Origin of the sequence: Obesumbacterium proteus (assembly GCF_001586165.1) — a bacterium.
Lineage (GTDB): Bacteria > Pseudomonadota > Gammaproteobacteria > Enterobacterales > Enterobacteriaceae > Hafnia > Hafnia protea.
The window spans coordinates 4,140,252-4,159,625 of sequence record NZ_CP014608.1 but is presented as its reverse complement, the minus strand read 5'-3'; the positions used below and the strand labels follow the sequence as shown (position 1 = coordinate 4,159,625).

At 49.7% G+C, this 19,374-nt stretch carries 15 protein-coding genes; 8 read left to right on the top strand and 7 right to left on the bottom strand.

From position 1 onward, the window contains the following. Positions 1-8: 8 nt before the first annotated feature. Entirely contained in the window at positions 9-860 is an 852-nt protein-coding gene (locus tag DSM2777_RS19380; protein WP_061554911.1) for a hypothetical protein, read from the bottom strand. Between the two features lie 195 nt (positions 861-1,055). Here DSM2777_RS19380 and DSM2777_RS19375 point away from each other — a divergent pair, with 195 nt between their 5' ends. Beyond that, positions 1,056-1,517, top strand: a complete 462-nt coding sequence (locus DSM2777_RS19375) for an inhibitor of vertebrate lysozyme family protein (RefSeq protein ID WP_046457212.1) — start codon at positions 1,056-1,058, stop codon at positions 1,515-1,517. A 245-nt stretch (positions 1,518-1,762) separates the two neighbouring features. Next, entirely contained in the window at positions 1,763-2,398 is a 636-nt protein-coding gene (locus DSM2777_RS19370) for a DsbA family protein (protein ID WP_061554910.1), read from the top strand. Between the two features lie 61 nt (positions 2,399-2,459). Here the strand turns inward: DSM2777_RS19370 and narL are convergent, their stop codons facing one another. After that, positions 2,460-3,122, bottom strand: coding sequence for a two-component system response regulator NarL (gene narL / locus DSM2777_RS19365; RefSeq protein ID WP_040047239.1), 663 nt, complete (start codon positions 3,120-3,122; stop codon positions 2,460-2,462). 31 nt (positions 3,123-3,153) lie between these two features. After that, the gene (narX, locus tag DSM2777_RS19360) at positions 3,154-4,938 is read right to left on the bottom strand and encodes a nitrate/nitrite two-component system sensor histidine kinase NarX (protein WP_061554909.1); all 1,785 of its coding nucleotides are present in this window, start codon (positions 4,936-4,938) and stop codon (positions 3,154-3,156) included. Between the two features lie 315 nt (positions 4,939-5,253). Here narX and DSM2777_RS19355 point away from each other — a divergent pair, with 315 nt between their 5' ends. After that, entirely contained in the window at positions 5,254-6,669 is a 1,416-nt protein-coding gene (locus DSM2777_RS19355; protein WP_061555441.1) for a NarK family nitrate/nitrite MFS transporter, read from the top strand. 286 nt (positions 6,670-6,955) lie between these two features. On the opposite strand, the gene DSM2777_RS19345 is transcribed toward DSM2777_RS19355, so the two are convergent. Continuing rightward, a complete protein-coding gene (locus DSM2777_RS19345; RefSeq protein ID WP_061554907.1) occupies positions 6,956-7,387 on the bottom strand; it encodes a hypothetical protein in 432 nt (143 codons plus the stop codon). 487 nt (positions 7,388-7,874) lie between these two features. Here DSM2777_RS19345 and DSM2777_RS19340 point away from each other — a divergent pair, with 487 nt between their 5' ends. From DSM2777_RS19340 to DSM2777_RS19320, 5 genes are all read left to right on the top strand, one after another. Then, positions 7,875-11,642, top strand: coding sequence for a nitrate reductase subunit alpha (locus DSM2777_RS19340; RefSeq protein ID WP_046457208.1), 3,768 nt, complete (start codon positions 7,875-7,877; stop codon positions 11,640-11,642). Then, positions 11,639-13,195 carry a nitrate reductase subunit beta gene (gene narH, locus DSM2777_RS19335; protein ID WP_061554906.1) on the top strand — a complete coding sequence of 519 codons (1,557 nt, stop codon included), beginning with the start codon at positions 11,639-11,641 and terminating at the stop codon, positions 13,193-13,195. The genes DSM2777_RS19340 and narH overlap by 4 nt, the downstream gene beginning before the upstream one ends. After that, on the top strand, positions 13,195-13,914 hold the full coding sequence (gene narJ, locus DSM2777_RS19330; protein ID WP_046457207.1) for a nitrate reductase molybdenum cofactor assembly chaperone: 720 nt from the start codon (positions 13,195-13,197) through the stop codon (positions 13,912-13,914). Before narH ends, narJ begins: the two co-directional genes overlap by 1 nt. After that, on the top strand, positions 13,914-14,591 hold the full coding sequence (gene narI / locus DSM2777_RS19325; RefSeq protein ID WP_025799839.1) for a respiratory nitrate reductase subunit gamma: 678 nt from the start codon (positions 13,914-13,916) through the stop codon (positions 14,589-14,591). The genes narJ and narI overlap by 1 nt, the downstream gene beginning before the upstream one ends. Before the next feature lie 219 nt (positions 14,592-14,810). After that, entirely contained in the window at positions 14,811-15,770 is a 960-nt protein-coding gene (locus tag DSM2777_RS19320) for a LysR substrate-binding domain-containing protein (RefSeq protein WP_061554905.1), read from the top strand. Between the two features lie 33 nt (positions 15,771-15,803). Here the strand turns inward: DSM2777_RS19320 and fbaB are convergent, their stop codons facing one another. The 3 genes from fbaB to DSM2777_RS19305 form a co-directional block, all read right to left on the bottom strand. After that, a complete protein-coding gene (gene fbaB / locus DSM2777_RS19315; protein ID WP_046457205.1) occupies positions 15,804-16,853 on the bottom strand; it encodes a class I fructose-bisphosphate aldolase in 1,050 nt (349 codons plus the stop codon). A gap of 183 nt (positions 16,854-17,036) precedes the next feature. After that, positions 17,037-17,726, bottom strand: a complete 690-nt coding sequence (locus DSM2777_RS19310) for a GntR family transcriptional regulator (protein ID WP_122974893.1) — start codon at positions 17,724-17,726, stop codon at positions 17,037-17,039. A gap of 144 nt (positions 17,727-17,870) precedes the next feature. Then, positions 17,871-19,340 carry a mannitol dehydrogenase family protein gene (locus tag DSM2777_RS19305; RefSeq protein ID WP_061554904.1) on the bottom strand — a complete coding sequence of 490 codons (1,470 nt, stop codon included), beginning with the start codon at positions 19,338-19,340 and terminating at the stop codon, positions 17,871-17,873. Between the last annotated feature and the right edge of the window lie 34 nt (positions 19,341-19,374).

The window sequence follows — 19,374 nt, the reverse complement described above, 5'->3', positions numbered from 1 at the left end:
CCTGTTTTTTATTTAGAGGTCACCAACTTAAACAATGCCGCTGCACGTTGCACATGCTCGGCATCAAAGCGGTTAAGCGTGAAAAACTGCTCATTTTTCCCAGGGCGAATAGCTAGCGCAAGCTGCTTTTCGCCTTGTTCGTTATTCAGCCAGCCATAAAGATAGCTGCCAATATCATCGCCGTCGTGCCAGCTTATGATGACCGATGTGGCTGGCGATGTTTCACCGGCAGGGCGGGTGGCAATAAAGAGGTCGCCTTGCCATAGCCCGCTGAATTCATCATCTTTTTGCAGCTTTTTACCATTAGAAGCCAGCGTGGTCGCTAAGTCGTTAGCCTTCTCTTCCGTGACCGTTTTCTCTAGCATTTGCCACAGCGGATAGTCATTTTCAACCTGATAGCACGCGGCACCAAGGTAATCATTGATCTCTCGCCATTGCTGGTTGACCGTCTCTTTCATCTCAGCGTCGAGAATGTTGCGATATTGCATTAGGCCGCCGCCGTTTTCACCTAGTTGCTGATAGGCAATCAGCGACATCGTCCGTGGTTTACGGCGAAACGTTGCCCACAGCAGAAATTTGGGAATACGGAAGGTAATGGCCTGTACGCTAAAGCGGAAATGACCGGGCCGTGTCAGCATAAAGCCATTGGATGTGCCGCGCTTATCCTGATAGTTACGGATCATCACCAGCGGGCAAAGCCCCATCCAGCCGGTTAAGTAATGTTCTTTGATCGAACCGTTCAAATCCAGATCGGCCACCATCTGTGAAATCTTATCTTCTTCTAACTTATTTAATGGGTGTGCAAGCTCTGCGCTATGCAGGCTTTTTTCTAGCGGTGGCAACGAAGGGAGTGTGAACATGCTGATTTTCTCTGGTCAATTCTTATGGTTGATAGCTTACCTTAAGTTGTCATACCAACGAGGATTTCCCGCTTTTTTGTCATAACTTTCGTGGTATGGATCAACTTTTGCCTTATAGCGTGGTCATATAAGATGCATGTATGTTTTCTTGTTATTCAATTTGTAATAGATATTTGACTGCAAAGGATGTTGATGATGATTGATAAAAAAATGCTACGAGCGGCGCTGCTAGGGGCTGTTATGAGTTTGAGTACCGCCAGCTTAGCGGCTTCGATACCAGTCTCAACCTCGGAGTTGGTACAGCAATCAGGTTATCAGCAAACATGGCAGAAGATGGTGAAAGGGCAGAAAAACTTGCCCGTGTGGGCACGTAAAGGCTCAGGCACCTCAACGCCGCCAGAATGGGTAACGTGGCAAGGCAAAAAATATCAGGTTGGCAATATCTGCAAGCCACATGACTGCGCTAATAATTTTATGTACGTGGCGTTTAGCAACGATAAGAAACAGGCTTGGGGCGTTCGTGTGGAAATAGCGGATACGCCTGACGCGCTCGACCACCCAAGCAAGCACGCAAAATATCAGTGGCTGGGCAAACCAGACAGCCAGATGAAAGCGATGCTCACCAAGCAAATTGAAAGTGCGCCTGATTGGAACTGATTTTTTAACGCATTTTTGTTTGATATTCCCCAAGATGAATTTACCGCTTGGGGAATAAATCACATCCATGAGATGTGCATATAAAATATTTTCTTTTGAAACTATCAGCACGCAATTAATAATGGTGTTTGTCTTTCTATGTCATTGACTATGTAATAAACCGTAAAGCCAGCAGGGTTTTATAACCGTTGATGCTAACATTTTGGCCGTTGTTTAACTCTCTAATGACGGTAATGTTTACAAATATGAAAAAATATCTTTTGCTGGCGCTACTCAGCACATTCTCTTTATTTTCTTTTGCATCACACGCGGCAGACTATCAGGAAGGCGATCAGTACATCAAACTGAAAAACCAGGTGCCCAATGCGCCAACCGTTGTTGAGTTTTTCTCCTTTTATTGCCCGCCGTGTAATCAATTTGCCAATGTTTATAAAGTGGGTGAAGCCGTTAACGAACGTCTGCCTCAGAACGATAAAGTGGTGAAATACCACGTCAGCTTCCTCGGTTCTATGGGTGAAGAACTGACCGAAGCATGGTCCGTTGCCATTGCATTAGGGGTTGAAAATAAAGTAGAAAAGCCTCTCTTCGATGCCGTTCAAAAAGAGCAATCGATAAAGAATAAAGAGGGTATCCGTCAGGTATTTATTAAGGCGGGTATTCCAGCCGAAGAATATGACGGCGCGGTTCATAGCTTTATGGTGAAATCAATCACCGCAAAACAGCAAAATGCCATCGAGGCCTTTGGTGTGCGCGGTACGCCATCATTCTATGTCGATGGGCAATATCAGATTAAAAATGACGGAATGCAGAGCAAAACCATCGATGGTTACCGCACTGAATTTGCCGATGTCGTGAAATTCTTGGTCGATCAGAATAAGTAATTTTTAATACCGCAATAAAAGCCCGCTGATATTTGTCTCGCGGGCTTTTTTGTTTTTTTAATTAAAAGACCTTTTCTTGCAATACCCATACGGCGGCTTCTACACGTGATTTTAATTTCATTTTTTTCAGTAAATGTTTCACGTGAACTTTAACCGTACTTTCGGTGATGGTTAATTTACGGGCGATCATTTTGTTCGGTAAACCTTGCGCAATCAGCTTCAAAATATCACATTCGCGCGGGGTTAATTGCTGCACATCGCGCTCTGAAGAAGGGCGACTTTCACGCAGGCTGGCGGCTAATACCGGTGTGAGCGCCTCGCTGATAACCACTTGTCCGGCCGCGGCCTGATGCAGTGAACGCAGCAGATCCTCGGGCTCCATATCTTTAAGCAGGTAACCATCGGCACCGCGTTTGAGCGCGCTGATGACGTCATCTTCATGATTAGAAACGCTAAACACCACCACGCGGCCTGATAGTGTGCGGGTACGAAGCTGATCCAGCGTTTCCAGCCCGTTCATGCCTGGCATATTAAGGTCGAGCAAAATCAAATCGGGATCGAGCTCTTCCGCCAACTCAATGCCCTGCTGGCCGTTGCTGGCTTCGCCGATGACCTTGAGCTGTGGCTCAAGGCTAATCAGTTGTTTTACACCGCTGCGAAGCATCGGGTGATCGTCAATTAACAGAATCGTATATTGATCGTCTTGAGTTAATGTGGAATTCATCAATTTCTCCTCTAAACCAGATGCCGTGGGATTAGCGCAATTCCTGCGGGAATGTGACTCGTACTTCGGTGCCACCGCTCGCACGACGTGAAATGTGGCATTCCCCGTTCAGGCTCTGGGCTCTATCGCTCATGATCACGAGGCCGTAGTGATTTTGCCGCTCAGGGGAAGTGCTAATACCTAGGCCGTTGTCGCAAATAGACATAATGATTTCATCATCTTGCAGGGTGATAGTCATATCAACCTGCGTTGCCTGTGCGTGTTTAAGTATGTTACTTAGGGCTTCTCTGGCAATTTGTACCAAATGAATTGCCTGATGGGATGGAACGCTTTTGGCCGGAAGCTGATAGTCAAAATGGATAGTAAAACCAAAGCGTTGATTAAATTCGGCGACGGTGACCTGCAAAGCAGCCAGTAACCCCGGCTCGCTCAGTTTCAGGCGAAAAGTCGTGAGCAGCTCGCGCAGTTGACGATAGGCGGCATTCAGCTCTTCACGCATCTCTTGCAGCTGGGTTTGAATATTGTCAGGCAACGCCGTGGACTGCATCTGCAAATAGCTGATTTTCATCTTTAAGCATGAGAGCGACTGGGCGATAGAGTCGTGTAGCTCACGGGCAATGGCAGAACGTTCTTCCATCACCGCCAGCTGTTGTTGCTGGTCGGCCTGTTGCTCAAGGGCCAACGTGCTGGTGATCTGTTCGGACAGCGTCATCATCAGCTGTTTTTGCTCGGGCTGTAGCGTCATGCCTTCAGGCAGCTGAGCCAAAATTAAACCATAGCGGCCGCTTTGATCGTTCAAGCTCCAGCTTACGGTAGAGCTGGGTTTATTTGGGGCATGATCTGTGTGATTCAAACACTGCACGCAATGCGTATCGGGACAGTGCTTGGGACGTTGTGTTTCCACGCAGTTCAGTTCGTCAAACTGCTCGTCGCTGTTGTTTTCATACAAGCGAATTTGTAACGAGTGCAGCGGTGTGAGCTCTTGCAGCTCTGTAAGCACCGGTAGCAGACGAGAACATAGCGGCGCGCGCGAATGGAGCTGGCGGCTGGCGCGATACAAATACGACAATACCTGATTTTTCTTCTGCAAATCCGTGGTTTTCTGCTCGACCAACTGCTCGAGTTTGCCATACATCAGCGAAAGTTCGGACGACATGGCGTTCAGCGTTGAACCCAAAATAGCCATTTCATCCTGATGATCGGTCTGCTGAAAACGCTGGCTGAAATTCCCTTGTCCAATCGCCTGCGACATGCTGACCAGTTGGCGCCAAGGGTGGAGTAATCGGCGACGTAAATAGACCACGGTGCCAACCAGCAATAACAGCGTCAGAATAATAAAAATCTTTTGTACCATGCTCACCATCGTCAAACGCTGTTCGGTTTGATGGTCGATGGCGGAGACTAGCTCATCGAGGTGGCCGACAAATTTAGCCACGTTATCCCGCGCATCATCGGGATGCTGTGCGGCAAGCAGTGCGGGGCGCAGATCGCCCAGCCAAGCTTGTTGTAGGGCGGAAAACTGCTTGTTGAGATGCTCTTCCTTGACCGCTGCAAGTAACACTGGGCTATTTAAATCGTTATTTAATTCATCTAAGCAGCGTTTGCTATCTGCATTGGCATTCAGCGGTACCATCGAAAGTAGACGGTAGCTCTGCATTCTCAGCGCACCAGAGGTGTTGATCGCATGCGCGTTGCCTTGAATGCTCTGTGCCATCCAGCTGGAAACGCTCATTCCTGCAATACCACATATGCCAAGCAGTAGCATCAAAACGGCTACCTGACTGACAATGGAAAAACGTGCACAGAAATGTTTCATGAAAATCTACCAGCTGGGGGAGAAGGGAAAGATACCTTTGAAAAGCCTTTTTAAATCATCCTAGCCTATAACCCCATACCCATAAGGAAGTAACCCTTAATATTTGCTTGTGCCACTCACGTGGCGAGGCTCAATTTTCAAAGCTTTAAACGAATGATTCTTCGAAAATATTTTTATAATTATAGCCTACTCATTAAGGGAGTTATGGCTGATTTCGCTAAATTGCTACCTTACAGCGGCTTGATTTGTATCAAGTTTGCCCACGTGCGTGATGCGTACAACTCCGCTACTAACCGGATAAAGGCAGAGGTTTTTATGACACAAGCATCCGCTCCAGATACACAATCGAAAGGGGGCGTGATCCAGGATTGGCGCCCTGAAGAGCCTGATTTTTGGCAGCAAATTGGCCAAAAAACGGCTCAACGTAATCTATGGATTTCAATTCCCTGTTTATTACTCGCTTTTTGCGTCTGGATGCTGTTCAGCGCGGTAGCGGTAAATCTCAACAAAGTCGGGTTTAACTTCACCACCGACCAGCTGTTTATGTTGACCGCGCTGCCCTCTGTTTCGGGTGCCATTTTGCGCGTGCCATACTCCTTTGTGATCCCCATGTTTGGTGGGCGTCGCTGGACGACAATCAGCACGATTTTCCTCATTATTCCTTGCCTATGGCTGGGGTATGCGGTGCAGGATCCCACGACGCCGTTTAGCGTTTTCGTGACGATTTCCCTGCTGTGTGGTTTTGCCGGTGCTAATTTCGCCTCCAGTATGGCGAACATCAGCTTCTTCTTCCCTAAGAACAAACAGGGCGGAGCGCTGGGCTTAAACGGTGGTTTAGGTAATTTAGGCGTTAGCGTGATGCAGCTGATTGCGCCAATTGCTATTTCCGTCAGCATTTTCGGTATCTTCGGTGGTACAGGACATACTCAGCTAGACGGCAGTAGCCTGTGGTTGGAAAACGCCGCATGGATCTGGGTGCCGTTCCTGATTATTGCTACGCTGTTTGCTTGGTTTGGCATGAACGATTTAGCCGCGTCTAAAGCTTCGCTCAGCCAACAACTGCCGGTGCTTAAACGTGGGCATCTGTGGATCTTGAGCGTGCTGTATCTTTCGACGTTCGGCTCGTTTATTGGTTTTTCCGCAGGCTTTGCCATGCTGTCAAAAACCCAGTTCCCTGATGTTGTGATCCTACATTACGCCTTCTTTGGTCCGTTCCTCGGGGCGTTGGCCCGTCCGGTCGGCGGGGCTCTGTCCGATCGCTTTGGCGGCATTCGCGTCACGCTGATCAACTTTGTGCTGATGGCGATTTTTGCCGCGCTGTTGTTCCTGACGCTGCCAACTCACGGAGTGGGTGGTTCGTTTATCGCCTTCTACAGCGTCTTCATGCTGCTGTTCTTAACCGCTGGGTTAGGCAGTGGTTCTACGTTCCAGATGATTGCGGTGGTATTCCGTAAGATCACTATCGACAGCGTGAAAGCGCGTGGCGGTAGCGACGATCAGGCACAGCGTGAAGCCGTAACTGATACCGCAGCGGCGCTTGGCTTTATCTCCGCCATTGGCGCAGCAGGGGGCTTCTTCATTCCTAAAGCCTTCGGTACATCGCTGGCGCTGACCGGTTCTCCGGCTGGGGCCATGAAGGTCTTTGTGGTGTTTTACGTCGTCTGTATTCTGATTACGTGGTTTGTTTATGGCCGTAATTTGAAAACGCTGGCAACAAAGAAAGCCCGCTAATAGATCTTAATCGTTTAAGAGATCGAGATACACGGGGCTACCACCCCGCGGGGCGGTTACGGAACACATCCATGTGTTCCTCCCTAAAGGGCAACGCTGACGCGTTGTTCAACTTTGCTCCTGGCAAAGTTGTCGGCGGCTTACGCCGCTACGACCCCATCGGAGTGGTTCCCCTAAAATCTGGCTTAAGTAAGTCGCGTTACGTTAATAAGTTTGCTTGTTCTGATAAAAAAGCCCCCGCTAATTTCTCGCGGGGGCTTTTTACTATTGGCGAACAGCAGGGCGACTATTCACCATAGGCTGCGTTTAAATTGTCGTTTACACGCGCGGGATTCTTTTCTGGCACCATCAGCGGCCCGCAGCGATAGCTGTGTTTGCCAAGGGCTAATTGATAATTACCGGCTTTATCCACTCCCCAATAAATCTCATGGCTGTTGCTGGAGGTTTCTTTCGCTAACGCGTAGCTATCGGATTTAGCGTTATGGACAACGGGAACATATTGGGAATATTTGTAATCGCTGACAAAGCCATTATGAGAGTAAAAATAATCCCAAGCCTTGGTTTTACGGTTAATCAAACCGATAACGGCGTGACCATCGGCCACGTTTCTCAACGTTAGGTTAATGTTTTTTCCGCATTTTTGATGCTGAATGGGAGAACTGGTGTCTGGTTCAATGGCATTAGCGAATAAGGGAAGCGCTGCCAAAATAGGAAACATCACATATTTATATGACTCATCAGGTGTCAATCTCAAGAGTAAAACGCAATTTCTGGCTGAAAGAATAATCCAGAAGGGGATATTTTCGGCGTGATGCTGATATGTCTGAGTGGCAAATACAATATCCCATTTTCATGTTGTTACTCTTTTTCCTTATGGTTTAACGTCGAAGCATTGAGCAAAAAGGCTGACCTGATGGCCATCAACGACTTACCTACCCCCAAATAGTCCTGCCTATCAAACTATCCTCAATAAAATATATATATTTAAATTTAATCTTTATTTTTCATTGAATTAGATGTTTTTCACGATCTTATCCTTTGGTGGTATTTCGCACTGATACCGAAATAGGCCTCGCATTCTGCCTTGATCGCAATCAAGTTCCGCGCGCGTAACGCTCGGTAGTCTGGCCGCAATCTGAGCAATGCATCACGCATATTTCACAATAATGACAGGGGATTTAATCCCCGTATCAGGAGAACTCCGGATGAGCAAATTTCTTGACCGGTTCCGTTATTTCAAACAGAAAGGCGAAACGTTCGCTGATGGCCACGGCCAAGAACTGAACGTTAACCGTGACTGGGAAGACGGATACCGCAGCCGCTGGCAACATGACAAAATCGTGCGCTCTACCCACGGGGTAAACTGTACCGGTTCATGTAGCTGGAAGATTTACGTCAAGAACGGTCTAGTCACTTGGGAAACACAGCAGACTGACTATCCTCGTACTCGCCCTGATTTGCCAAACCACGAACCACGCGGCTGCCCGCGCGGTGCGAGCTACTCTTGGTATCTGTATAGCGCTAACCGCGTGAAATATCCGATGATGCGTAAGCGCCTGATGAAACTGTGGCGTGAAGCGAAAGCCCAGCACAGCGATCCGGTAGACGCATGGGCTTCTATCGTTAGCGACACTGAGAAATCTAAAGAATACAAACAGGCGCGTGGTCGCGGTGGTTTCGTTCGTTCGAGCTGGAAAGAAGTGAACGAACTGATTGCGGCATCAAACGTTTATACCGCCAAGCAGTATGGTCCAGACCGTATTATTGGCTTCTCGCCGATCCCTGCGATGTCGATGGTTTCCTATGCGGCGGGCGCACGCTATCTGTCGCTGATCGGCGGTGTATGCCTGAGCTTCTATGATTGGTACTGCGATTTGCCTCCTGCATCGCCAATGACGTGGGGCGAGCAAACCGACGTGCCTGAATCGGCTGACTGGTATAACTCTTCCTATATCATTGCTTGGGGCTCTAACGTTCCGCAAACACGCACGCCTGATGCGCACTTCTTCACCGAAGTGCGTTACAAAGGCACGAAGACCGTCGCGGTAACGCCGGACTACGCGGAAATTGCCAAACTGTGTGACCACTGGCTGAACCCGAAACAGGGTACCGATAGCGCCATGGCGTTAGCGATGGGGCATGTGATCCTCAATGAGTTCCACGTTCAGCGTCAGACCGAATATTTTGCCGACTACGTGCGCACCTACACCGACATGCCAATGCTGGTGCTGTTGGAGCAACGTGCAGAAGGCCATTATGCCGCGGGTCGTATGCTACGCGCTTCTGACTTGGTGGATGGTTTAGGCCAAGAAAATAATCCTGAGTGGAAAACCGTTGCGATTAACCAAAACGGCGAACTGACCGCGCCGCAGGGGTCTATCGGCTACCGTTGGGGCGAGAAGGGCAAATGGAATCTCGAACAGCGTGACGGCGTGAGCGGTAAAGAAGTTAAATTACAGCTCAGCCTGCTCGATAATCATGACGAAATTGCTGAAGTTGGCTTCCCGTATTTTGGCGGCATTAAGACCGGCGAAACCGATCAGTTTAACAGCGTTGAGCTCAAAGACGTGCTGCTGCATAAGCTGCCGGTTAAACGCCTACAGCTGGCCGATGGTTCTACGGCGTTAGTGACCAGCGTCTACGATTTGACCTTGGCAAACTACGGCATTGAGCGCGGCTTGAACGATGAAAACTGTGCGCAAAGCTATGACGATGTTAAAGCCTATTCTCCAGCTTGGGCTGAATTGGTTACCGGCGTAAGCAAAGAAAATATCGTGCGCATTGCGCGTGAGTTTGCGGAAAACGCCGAAAAAACCCACGGTCGCTCGATGATTATCGTCGGTGCCGGTGTGAACCATTGGTATCACATGGATATGACCTACCGTGGCCTGATCAACATGCTGATCTTCTGCGGCTGCGTCGGCCAAAGCGGTGGCGGCTGGGCTCACTACGTTGGGCAGGAAAAACTGCGTCCACAAACGGGCTGGACTCCGCTGGCATTTGGTCTGGATTGGCAGCGTCCACCGCGCCATATGAACAGCACCTCTTTCTTCTACAACCATTCAAGCCAGTGGCGCTATGAAACCGTTGGCACCGAAGAACTGCTGTCGCCAATGGCGGATAAATCTCGTTTTAGCACCAGCCTGATTGATTTAAACGTTCGTGCCGAACGTATGGGATGGCTGCCTTCTGCGCCTCAGCTCGGAACAAACCCGCTGCATATTGCTGAACAAGCCCGCGCAGCAGGCCTGTCTCCGGTGGATTACACGGTTAAAAGCCTAAAAGAAGGTTCGATTCGTTTTGCCGCTGAGCAGCCAGACGATGAGAAAAACTTCCCACGTAACCTGTTCGTATGGCGTTCAAACCTGCTGGGATCTTCCGGTAAAGGCCATGAGTACATGCTGAAATACCTGCTGGGTACCGAACACGGTATTCAAGGTCAGGATTTGGGCCAGCAGGGCGGTGTGAAACCTGAAGACGTTGAATGGAAAGATAACGCGGGCGAAGGCAAATTGGATCTGGTGGTCACGCTTGATTTCCGTATGTCGAGCACCTGTCTCTATTCCGATATCGTGCTGCCAACCGCAACATGGTACGAAAAAGACGACATGAATACGTCGGATATGCATCCGTTTATTCATCCATTGTCTGCCGCGGTCGATCCTGCGTGGGAATCCAAAAGCGACTGGGAAATCTATAAAGGTATCGCCGATGCGTTCTCGCGCATGTGTGACGGCCATTTAGGCAAAGAAACCGACATCGTTACCTTACCTATCCAGCACGACTCCGCAGCCGAATTGGCGCAGCCGTTTGGCGTGAAGGATTGGAAAAAAGGCGAATGCGATCTTATTCCGGGTAAAACTGCGCCGCATATCATTGCGGTTGAACGTGATTATCCAAACACCTATGCGCGCTTTACGTCTCTGGGGCCGTTAATGGACACCTTGGGCAACGGCGGCAAAGGCATTAGCTGGAATACTCAGACCGAAGTCGATTTCCTCAAACAGCTTAACTATACCCAGCCAGACGGTGCAGCAGCCGGACGTCCGAAAATCGACACGGCGATTGATGCGGCAGAGGTCATTCTGTCATTGGCGCCTGAAACTAACGGACAGGTGGCAGTGAAAGCATGGCAGGCGCTGAGCAATATTACCGGCCGTGACCACACCCATTTAGCTCTGAACAAAGAAGACGAAAAAATTCGCTTCCGTGATATTCAGGCGCAGCCGCGCAAGATTATCTCAAGCCCAACGTGGTCTGGCTTGGAAGACGAACATGTCTCTTATAACGCCTGCTACACCAATGTGCATGAGCTGATCCCTTGGCGCACCCTGAGCGGCCGTCAGCAGCTTTATCAGGATCATGAATGGATGCGTGCCTTCGGGGAAAGCTTGCTGGTCTATCGTCCACCGATTGACACTCGTGCGGCGGCACCGGTGATGGGGAAATCCCCGAACGGCAACAAAGAGAAAGCGCTGAACTTCCTGACTCCGCATCAGAAGTGGGGCATTCACTCAACGTACAGCGACAACTTATTGATGCTGACGTTAGGCCGCGGCGGCCCGATTGTTTGGCTGAGCGAAGATGACGCCAAAGAGTTAGGCATTGAAGATAACGACTGGATCGAAGCCTTCAACGCCAACGGCGCATTAACGGCGCGTGCGGTAGTGAGCCAGCGTATCCCAGCGGGCATGACCATGATGTACCACGCGCAGGAACGTATCGTGAATATTCCTGGTTCAGAAATCACCAGCCAACGCGGCGGTATTCATAACTCGGTTACACGTATTTCGCCGAAACCGACGCACATGATTGGTGGCTATGCTCAGTTGGCCTACGGCTTTAACTACTACGGTACCGTGGGTTCCAACCGTGATGAGTTTGTGGTGGTACGTAAGATGAACCGTATCGACTGGTTAGACGAAGAAGGTAACGACTACTCTCAGGGTAGCCAGCAGGAGAAAGCCAAATGAAAATCCGTTCTCAAGTCGGCATGGTGCTGAATCTCGATAAATGCATTGGCTGCCATACCTGTTCCGTGACCTGTAAAAACGTCTGGACCAGCCGTGAAGGTACTGAATACGCGTGGTTTAACAACGTTGAAAGCAAACCCGGTGTGGGCTATCCCCACAATTGGGAAGACCAATCGCAATGGAAAGGCGGCTGGATCCGCAAGATTAACGGCAAGTTAGAACCACGCATGGGCAACCGCGTGGGGCTGCTGTCTAAAATCTTTGCTAACCCTGACGTTCCGGGATTAGACGATTACTACGAACCGTTTGACTACGATTATCATCATCTGCAAAACGCGCCGGAAAGTAAGCATCAGCCGATTGCGCGTCCACGCTCGCTGATCACCGGTCAGCGTATGAAGAAAATCGAAAACGGCCCGAACTGGGACGATATTCTGGGCGGCGAATTTTCCAAGCGCGCCAAAGACCAGAACTTCGCCAACATGCAAAAAGAGATGTATGGCCAGTTCGAAAATACTTTCATGATGTATTTGCCACGCCTGTGTGAGCACTGTCTGAATCCGGCGTGTGTGGCCACTTGCCCAAGCGGCGCGATCTATAAGCGTTCGGAAGACGGTATTGTGCTGATCGATCAGGACAAATGCCGCGGCTGGCGCATGTGTTTGACCGGTTGCCCGTACAAAAAAATCTACTTCAACTGGAAAAGCGGCAAGTCTGAGAAATGCATTTTCTGCTATCCACGCATCGAGTCCGGACAGCCAACTATCTGTTCTGAAACCTGCGTAGGGCGTATCCGCTACCTCGGCGTATTGCTGTATGACGCAGATAAAATTGCTGATGCGGCAGCGGCAGAAAATGAACAAGATCTGTATCAGCGCCAGCTGGATATCTTCTTGGATCCAAACGATCCGGCGGTGATTGAACAAGCCTTGAAAGACGGCATCCCGCAGGGCGTGATTGAGTCAGCGCAGAAATCGCCGGTGTACAAAATGGCGATGGACTGGAAGCTGGCTCTGCCACTGCACCCTGAATATCGCACGCTGCCAATGGTGTGGTATGTACCGCCGTTGTCGCCAATTCAGTCGGCGGCCGATGCCGGTGCTTTACCGCATACCGGCGTATTGCCGGATGTAGAAAGCCTGCGTATCCCCGTTCAATACTTGGCTAATCTGCTGACGGCGGGCGATACCGCACCGGTGCTGCTGGCGTTGAAACGCATGTTGGCTATGCGTCACTTCAAACGTGCAGAAACCGTTGATGGCGTTATTGACACCAGCGCGCTCGAGCAGGTGGGATTAACCGAGGCTCAGGCACAGGAAATGTACCGCTACTTGGCTATCGCGAATTACGAAGATCGCTTCGTGATCCCATCAAGCCACCGTGAACAAGCGCGTGAAGCTTTCCCTGAAAGCAAAGGCTGTGGGTTTAGCTTTGGCGATGGTTGTCACGGCAGCGATACCAAATTCAACCTGTTTAACAGTCGCCGTATCGACGCTATCGACGTGACGCAGAAAACACCGCGTGATGCCGATATTCATGGGGAGAAAAGCTGATGATGACGCTGCGCATTATCGCTCGTCTGCTGGATTATCCCGATGAGGCATTATGGGAAAATCGGCAAGAGCTGGTGACGGCATTAGATGACGCCAGTGAATTGACGCTGGCACAGTCGGTGCAGTTGCTGACCTTTATTCGTGATTTCACCCAAAACGATCTGATGGATGTTCAGGCGCAATACTGTGAACTGTTTGACCGTGGCCGTGCGACGTCTTTGCTGTTGTTTGAGCACGTACACGGTGAATCACGCGATCGTGGTCAGGCGATGGTTGATTTGATGGCGCAATATAACGCTGCGGGTTTAGAGATCGACAGCCGTGAGCTGCCTGATTTCCTGCCGATGTATCTCGAATTCCTCGCTAGCCGCGATCGTGAGACGGCGCGTCAGGGATTGTTGGACATCGTGCCAATTCTGGCATTGTTGGGCGCACGTTTAAAAGATCGTCAAAGCCACTATGCCGTACTGTTTGATCTGCTGCTGGCGGTTTCAGGCACTCACGTCGCCAGTGAGCAACTGAGCGATAAAGTGGCACAGGAAACGCGTGACGATACCCCGGCGGCGTTAGATGCGGTGTGGGAAGAGGAACAGGTGAAGTTTCTGGGTGAAGAAGGCTGTGCGTCGGCACAGCAGAACGCCCATCACCGTCGTTTCGCAGGTGCGGTTGCGCCGCAGTATCTCAGTTTGGACGCCACGCCGGTGGCAGGAGAACGCTAATGAATTATCTCAACCAGTTCTTTTTCGATATCTATCCCTATCTGGCGGGGGCAATTTTCCTGATTGGCAGTTGGATCCGTTACGACTATGGACAATACAGCTGGCGTGCGGGCTCTAGCCAAATGTTGGATAAAAAGGGCATGCGTCTGGCATCTAACCTTTTCCACATTGGTATCTTAGGTATTTTCGCTGGGCATTTCTTAGGCATGCTAACACCGCATTGGATGTATGAATCATTCCTGCCGGTGCCCATTAAGCAGAAAATGGCGATGTTTGCCGGTGGTGCCTGCGGTGTGATGATGCTGATCGGCGGCGTTATGCTGCTCAAGCGTCGTTTAATGAATCCTCGCGTGCGTGCAACCTCAAGCGTGGGCGATATTTTAATCCTGACGCTGCTGGTGGTTCAGGTGTGCTTAGGGCTTCTCACCATTCCTTTCTCCGCCCAACATATGGACGGCAGTGAAATGATGAAGCTGGTGGCGTGGGCACAGTCTATCGTGACATTCCACACCGGTGCGGCTGCGCATTTAGAGGGTGTTGCGCTGATCTTTAAGCTGCATATCGTATTGGGCATGACGCTATTCGTGCTATTTCCGTTCTGTCGTTTAGTCCATATCTGGAGCGTTCCGGTAGAGTATCTTACCCGCCGCTATCAGCTAGTACGTAATCGACATTAATATTTAGCCTGATAAAAAGCTCTGTATCTTATTAAGAATACGGAGCTTTTTTTTTGCGTTCGAAAAATATTGTGACATTCCAACGGATCTGGATATTTCTGCTAATTTTTATTGATTATAATTACTTAATAAGTAATGTAGTGGCAGTTTATGGATTTATTGTAATTATTAATCGATATTGTTTCATATATTTTTTATATAAACATGAGCGCACTATCTATGAGCGGATATACCGAACGCAACTCTTTGGGAAAGATAAAAATCTTTGACCTAAATTTACTGACTGTTTTTGAAATGGTATATGCCCATTCGAGTGTGAGTTTGGCTGCCACATCCATGGGAATGACGCCTTCCGCGGTCAGCCAGTCTTTGCAAAAATTACGTAATCATTTTAACGATCCGCTATTTATTCGTGAAGGGAAGGGCATTTCAGCCACCACTGTGGCGATTAACTTGCATGAACAACTGACGCAAAGCATGGAGCAGCTTGGCCGCGTGGTTAGCGTTTCATCCGATAATGACTTGAAAAAGAAGTTTGTCGTTTACTCCCCACCGTTTATGGGGATGGCATTGCTGCCAGCGGTGCTGCAAGGTTTACAAGATGACGGCGTTGACTACGAAATCATTCATTACAGTGGCTATACCGAATCGTTGAAAACGGAAGAGTTACTGAGTTTTCGCAAGGCGGATATCATTTTCAGTACCAGCCCGTACACCAGTTTTTCGACCATATGTATACCCTGCGCTGACACTGAGGTTTTATTTGTTTGCCGTAAAGATCATCCGCGCTTAAAAGGAGTGCTTACGCAAGAATTGGCTGAGCATGAAAAATTTACCGCGATTAACATTGATGATCCTGAGGTTGTGGCGGGGAAAATAAAAATTAATGAAGCGCTAGGTAATAGAAACGTCGTATTTACCAGTAACTCAATGCTCACGATCATGAGCGTATTGGAAAATACGGATACCGTTGGTGTGATCCCTGCGGGCTTATTGAATCGCTTCAAAAACAGTTTTAATGTCCAAGTGTTGAAAACCGACTTTGTTATGCCGCAGGTAAGAATTTATATGATTTATAACCGTTCGTCGGCGCATAACCCGGTATTTTCTGCCATGTTGGATCGTTTAAAGAAAGAGATCCCTGAATCGTTAAAACATGAAGTTAGAGAAGAAGAGTGACGGGCTTAGGAAAAGCCCGTCAGGCGATACCGATTAAGCAATAGTCACGTGCTTATCTAAATAAACATCCTGCACGGCGTTGATTAATGCAACGCCGTCTTTCATGGATTTCTTGAAGGCTTTACGGCCTAAGATTAAGCCCATGCCGCCGGCTCTTTTATTAATAACCGCGGTGCGTACAGACTCAGACATATCGTTTTCACCAGCCGCACCACCGGAGTTAATGAGGCCTGCGCGGCCCATGTAGCAGTTAGCGAGCTGGTAGCGAACCAAATCAATCGGATTATCGGTGGTGAGTTTGCTATAGACGCGTTCATCGGTATAACCAAAGTTAACCGCTTTGTACCCGCCATTATTCTCGGCCATCTTTTGCTTCACGATATCAGCGCCAATCGTGGCGGCCAGATGGTTGGCCTGTCCGGTTAAATCAGCGCTGGCGTGATAATCAACGCCATCTTTTTTGAACGCTGGATTACGCAGATAGGCCCACAGTACGGTGACCATGCCCAGCTCATGCGCACGCTCAAAGGCGGCAGAAATCTCTTCTATCTGGCGGCGTGACTCAATAGATCCGAAGTAAATCGTGGCACCCACGGCCTGAGCGCCCATATTGAAAGCCTGCTCAACACTGGCATACAGCGTTTGGTCATATTGAGTCGGATAGCTCAGGGTTTCGTTATGGTTAAGCTTAACTAAGAATGGAATTTTATGAGCATAGCGGCGCGATACGGATGCCAGTACGCCGTAGGTTGAAGCTACGCAGTTACATCCTGCTTCAAGCGCCAGTTCAACGATGTTTTTGGGATCGAAATAGAGTGGGTTTGCCGCGAAAGAGGCTCCGGCTGAATGTTCAACGCCCTGATCGACTGGCAGAATCGACAAATAGCCTGTTCCAGCTAAACGGCCGGTATTGTACAGATTCTGCATGGCGGTCAGCACGCGCGGAGAGCGGTTATTGTCGATCATGACGCGGTCAACGAAGTCCGCTCCGGGAAGATAAAACTGTTCAGCGGGTAGGGTGGTACAGCGATGTTGGAGCAGTGAATCGGCTTCTTTACCTAACAACTTAGCGATATCAGTCATGGTGAACTCCCGTCTTGGCTCAGGCAAATGACCTTGAGCAATGAGTGAAATTACTTAACAAGATATTAGCGGTTTGCTTACAGCCAGCCGGTACAATACATGCTTTATTGAACCAGCTCTAGGTGATGGGAGAAAAAGTGAGCCTTGTCGCTGTCAGCCTGAAAGGACAGCCGCGCTTAAACGCTATTCGAACCAGTCTTTGTTTTGCTGTTCAATCGGCGTGATGGTGTGAATCATCTGCTGTAGATGCGCCAGCACGGCCTCTTCTGCGGCGTCGGCGTCACCGTTGGCGATCGCCTGATAGATTTTTTCGTGCTGGCTGATCAGGCTTTCCGGTGGTGAAACTTTACTTAAGGTGAGAAAACGCACTCGGTCCATCGTCGCCTTGATGTTCTCAATGGTTTCCCACGCCAAAGGGCAGTCAGCTATGTCGGTCAGTAGCTGATGGAATTGATCGTCTAAGGCTAAGAACTCGCTGGTTTGCTGATGCTGTGCGGCCAGTTTTTGACGGCTAATACTGTGCTCTAGCAGCAGCAATTGGCTTGGTGTTGCCAGCTCTGCGGCGCGTCGTGCAATGCTGCATTCGATAGCGCTGCGAATAAAACGTCCGTCAGCGACGCGCTTAACCGATATTTTCTGCACAAAGGTCCCGCGCTGCGGCAGGATCTGTACTAATCCGTTTTCCGCCAGTTTGATAAACGCTTCGCGCACCGGCTGGCGTGAAACGTTAAACCGTGTCGAGATCTCTTTCTCTGAAAGCAGCGTACCGGGAGGAATGGTGCATTCAACAATGTCTTTACGCAGATAGCGGTAGATTTGCTGATTCACTGGAACAGTGCCATTTAGGTCGTAGTTCTGCTGAGGTGTAGACATCGGCATGCGTATGGGATCGTTGAGTTTTTGTAAAAGTGCCTGCATTTTAACAGCATTCAGGCATAAGTTTGCCTAAATCTTGCAATCATGGCGATGGGTGAGGTAAATGCTTTTAAGAACGGCCCGCGGGTGCGGGCCAGTAAATTAACAGACCGTTGATTTCAGCGTGTGGGCAACGCTATCTTTTGCTCCCCGTGCTAATAGCAAGGCATATGCGGTGTTTACCGCCCGCACAAATTCAGGATTCTGAGGCAAATCAGCACCAAATATGGCCTCGAGAGAAAGCAGTGCCGATACCCTTTCCTGTCCTTCCGCGGAGCTTTGTACGCTGCGCTGAATATCAGCCAGCAGGGGATCGCTAATTTCAATGGGCTGCCCGCGTTCATCAATGCCGCCGACGTAGCGCATCCAGCCTGCAATACCTAACGCGAGAAGATCAAAGCGGGAACCGTGTGAGAGATGCCAGCGTACAGAGTCGAGCATTCGCTGAGGCAGTTTTTGGCTGCCGTCCATCGCAATTTGCCACGTGCGGTGCTTGAGCGCCGTGTTTGAATAACGGGCGATGAGCGAATCGGCGTATGCCTGCAAATCCACGTTGGGAACGCTGAGCGTGGGCGCTTGTTCATTCAGCATCAGCCTCCGTGCAGCGTGGCGATAGTTTTCGTCCTGCATGCAATCATTAATATGCGCATACCCCGCCAGATAGCCTAGATAGGCTAAAAATGAATGGCTGCCATTCAGCATACGCAGCTTCATCTCTTCATAAGGCAACACGTTGCTGACCAGCTCTGCACCAACTCGTTCCCATGCTGGGCAACCGGCGACAAAATTGTCTTCAATAACCCATTGCCTAAAGGGTTCGCAGGCGACGCCCGCGGGATCGCGTAAGCCAAGTTGAAGAGCGATTTGATCAAGCGTTTCAGCGGTGACGGCAGGAACGATGCGATCGACCATGGTGGAAGGAAACGTGACGTTTTGCTCAATCCACTCAGCTAATTCTGGCGACTGCGCCGCCGCCAGCCCGCAGACAACGTTGTGGGTAACATGTCCATTCTCTGGCATGTTGTCACATGACATCACGGTGAATGCGGGTAAGCCCAGATCGCGTCGTTTTGCTAGCGCTGCAACGATAACGCCCGCTGCCGACGTGGGTTGCTGTGGATATTTAATATCGTGTGCAATTAACGGATGCTCAAGGTTGAGCATGCCGCTTGCGGGATGGTGACAATAGCCCTTTTCGGTAATGGTTAGGGAAACAATCGCCACGTCCGGCTGGCAGAGCATGTCCATTACCCGGTCTAATCCATCAAGCTGAACATGCAACGCCTCTCGAACAACTCCCACAACACGGCACTGCCAGCTTTGCTCCGACATTTCTGCCACGCTGAAGAGATTTTGCTGGTGGCGTAAATCGCGGATTTGCTGCTCACCGCCGATCAGATTCACTTCGCCATAGCCCCAGTCACTGTGGTGATCGGCGGCTAATTGGTCGGCATAAACGGCCTGATGAGCGCGGTGAAAAGCCCCAAAACCGAGATGCACGATGCGGGTTTTCAACTGTTCACGAGAATAACTAGGAACGATAGCGTTCGCTTGGAGTAAGTCGTTTTTCATCAATATGTCCATTAAGTCTGACGAGTATCAAACG

Coding starts and splice junctions, on each gene's coding strand:
- narI (WP_025799839.1), top strand. CDS start 13,914: ATGAATTATCTCAACCAGTTCTTTTTCGATATCTATCCCTATCTGGCG.
- DSM2777_RS19320 (WP_061554905.1), top strand. CDS start 14,811: ATGAGCGGATATACCGAACGCAACTCTTTGGGAAAGATAAAAATCTTT.
- DSM2777_RS19345 (WP_061554907.1), bottom strand. CDS start 7,387: ATGTTTCCTATTTTGGCAGCGCTTCCCTTATTCGCTAATGCCATTGAA.
- DSM2777_RS19310 (WP_122974893.1), bottom strand. CDS start 17,726: ATGTCTACACCTCAGCAGAACTACGACCTAAATGGCACTGTTCCAGTG.
- narH (WP_061554906.1), top strand. CDS start 11,639: ATGAAAATCCGTTCTCAAGTCGGCATGGTGCTGAATCTCGATAAATGC.
- DSM2777_RS19370 (WP_061554910.1), top strand. CDS start 1,763: ATGAAAAAATATCTTTTGCTGGCGCTACTCAGCACATTCTCTTTATTT.
- DSM2777_RS19340 (WP_046457208.1), top strand. CDS start 7,875: ATGAGCAAATTTCTTGACCGGTTCCGTTATTTCAAACAGAAAGGCGAA.
- DSM2777_RS19355 (WP_061555441.1), top strand. CDS start 5,254: ATGACACAAGCATCCGCTCCAGATACACAATCGAAAGGGGGCGTGATC.
- DSM2777_RS19375 (WP_046457212.1), top strand. CDS start 1,056: ATGATTGATAAAAAAATGCTACGAGCGGCGCTGCTAGGGGCTGTTATG.
- DSM2777_RS19305 (WP_061554904.1), bottom strand. CDS start 19,340: ATGAAAAACGACTTACTCCAAGCGAACGCTATCGTTCCTAGTTATTCT.
- narJ (WP_046457207.1), top strand. CDS start 13,195: ATGATGACGCTGCGCATTATCGCTCGTCTGCTGGATTATCCCGATGAG.
- fbaB (WP_046457205.1), bottom strand. CDS start 16,853: ATGACTGATATCGCTAAGTTGTTAGGTAAAGAAGCCGATTCACTGCTC.
- narL (WP_040047239.1), bottom strand. CDS start 3,122: ATGAATTCCACATTAACTCAAGACGATCAATATACGATTCTGTTAATT.
- narX (WP_061554909.1), bottom strand. CDS start 4,938: ATGAAACATTTCTGTGCACGTTTTTCCATTGTCAGTCAGGTAGCCGTT.
- DSM2777_RS19380 (WP_061554911.1), bottom strand. CDS start 860: ATGTTCACACTCCCTTCGTTGCCACCGCTAGAAAAAAGCCTGCATAGC.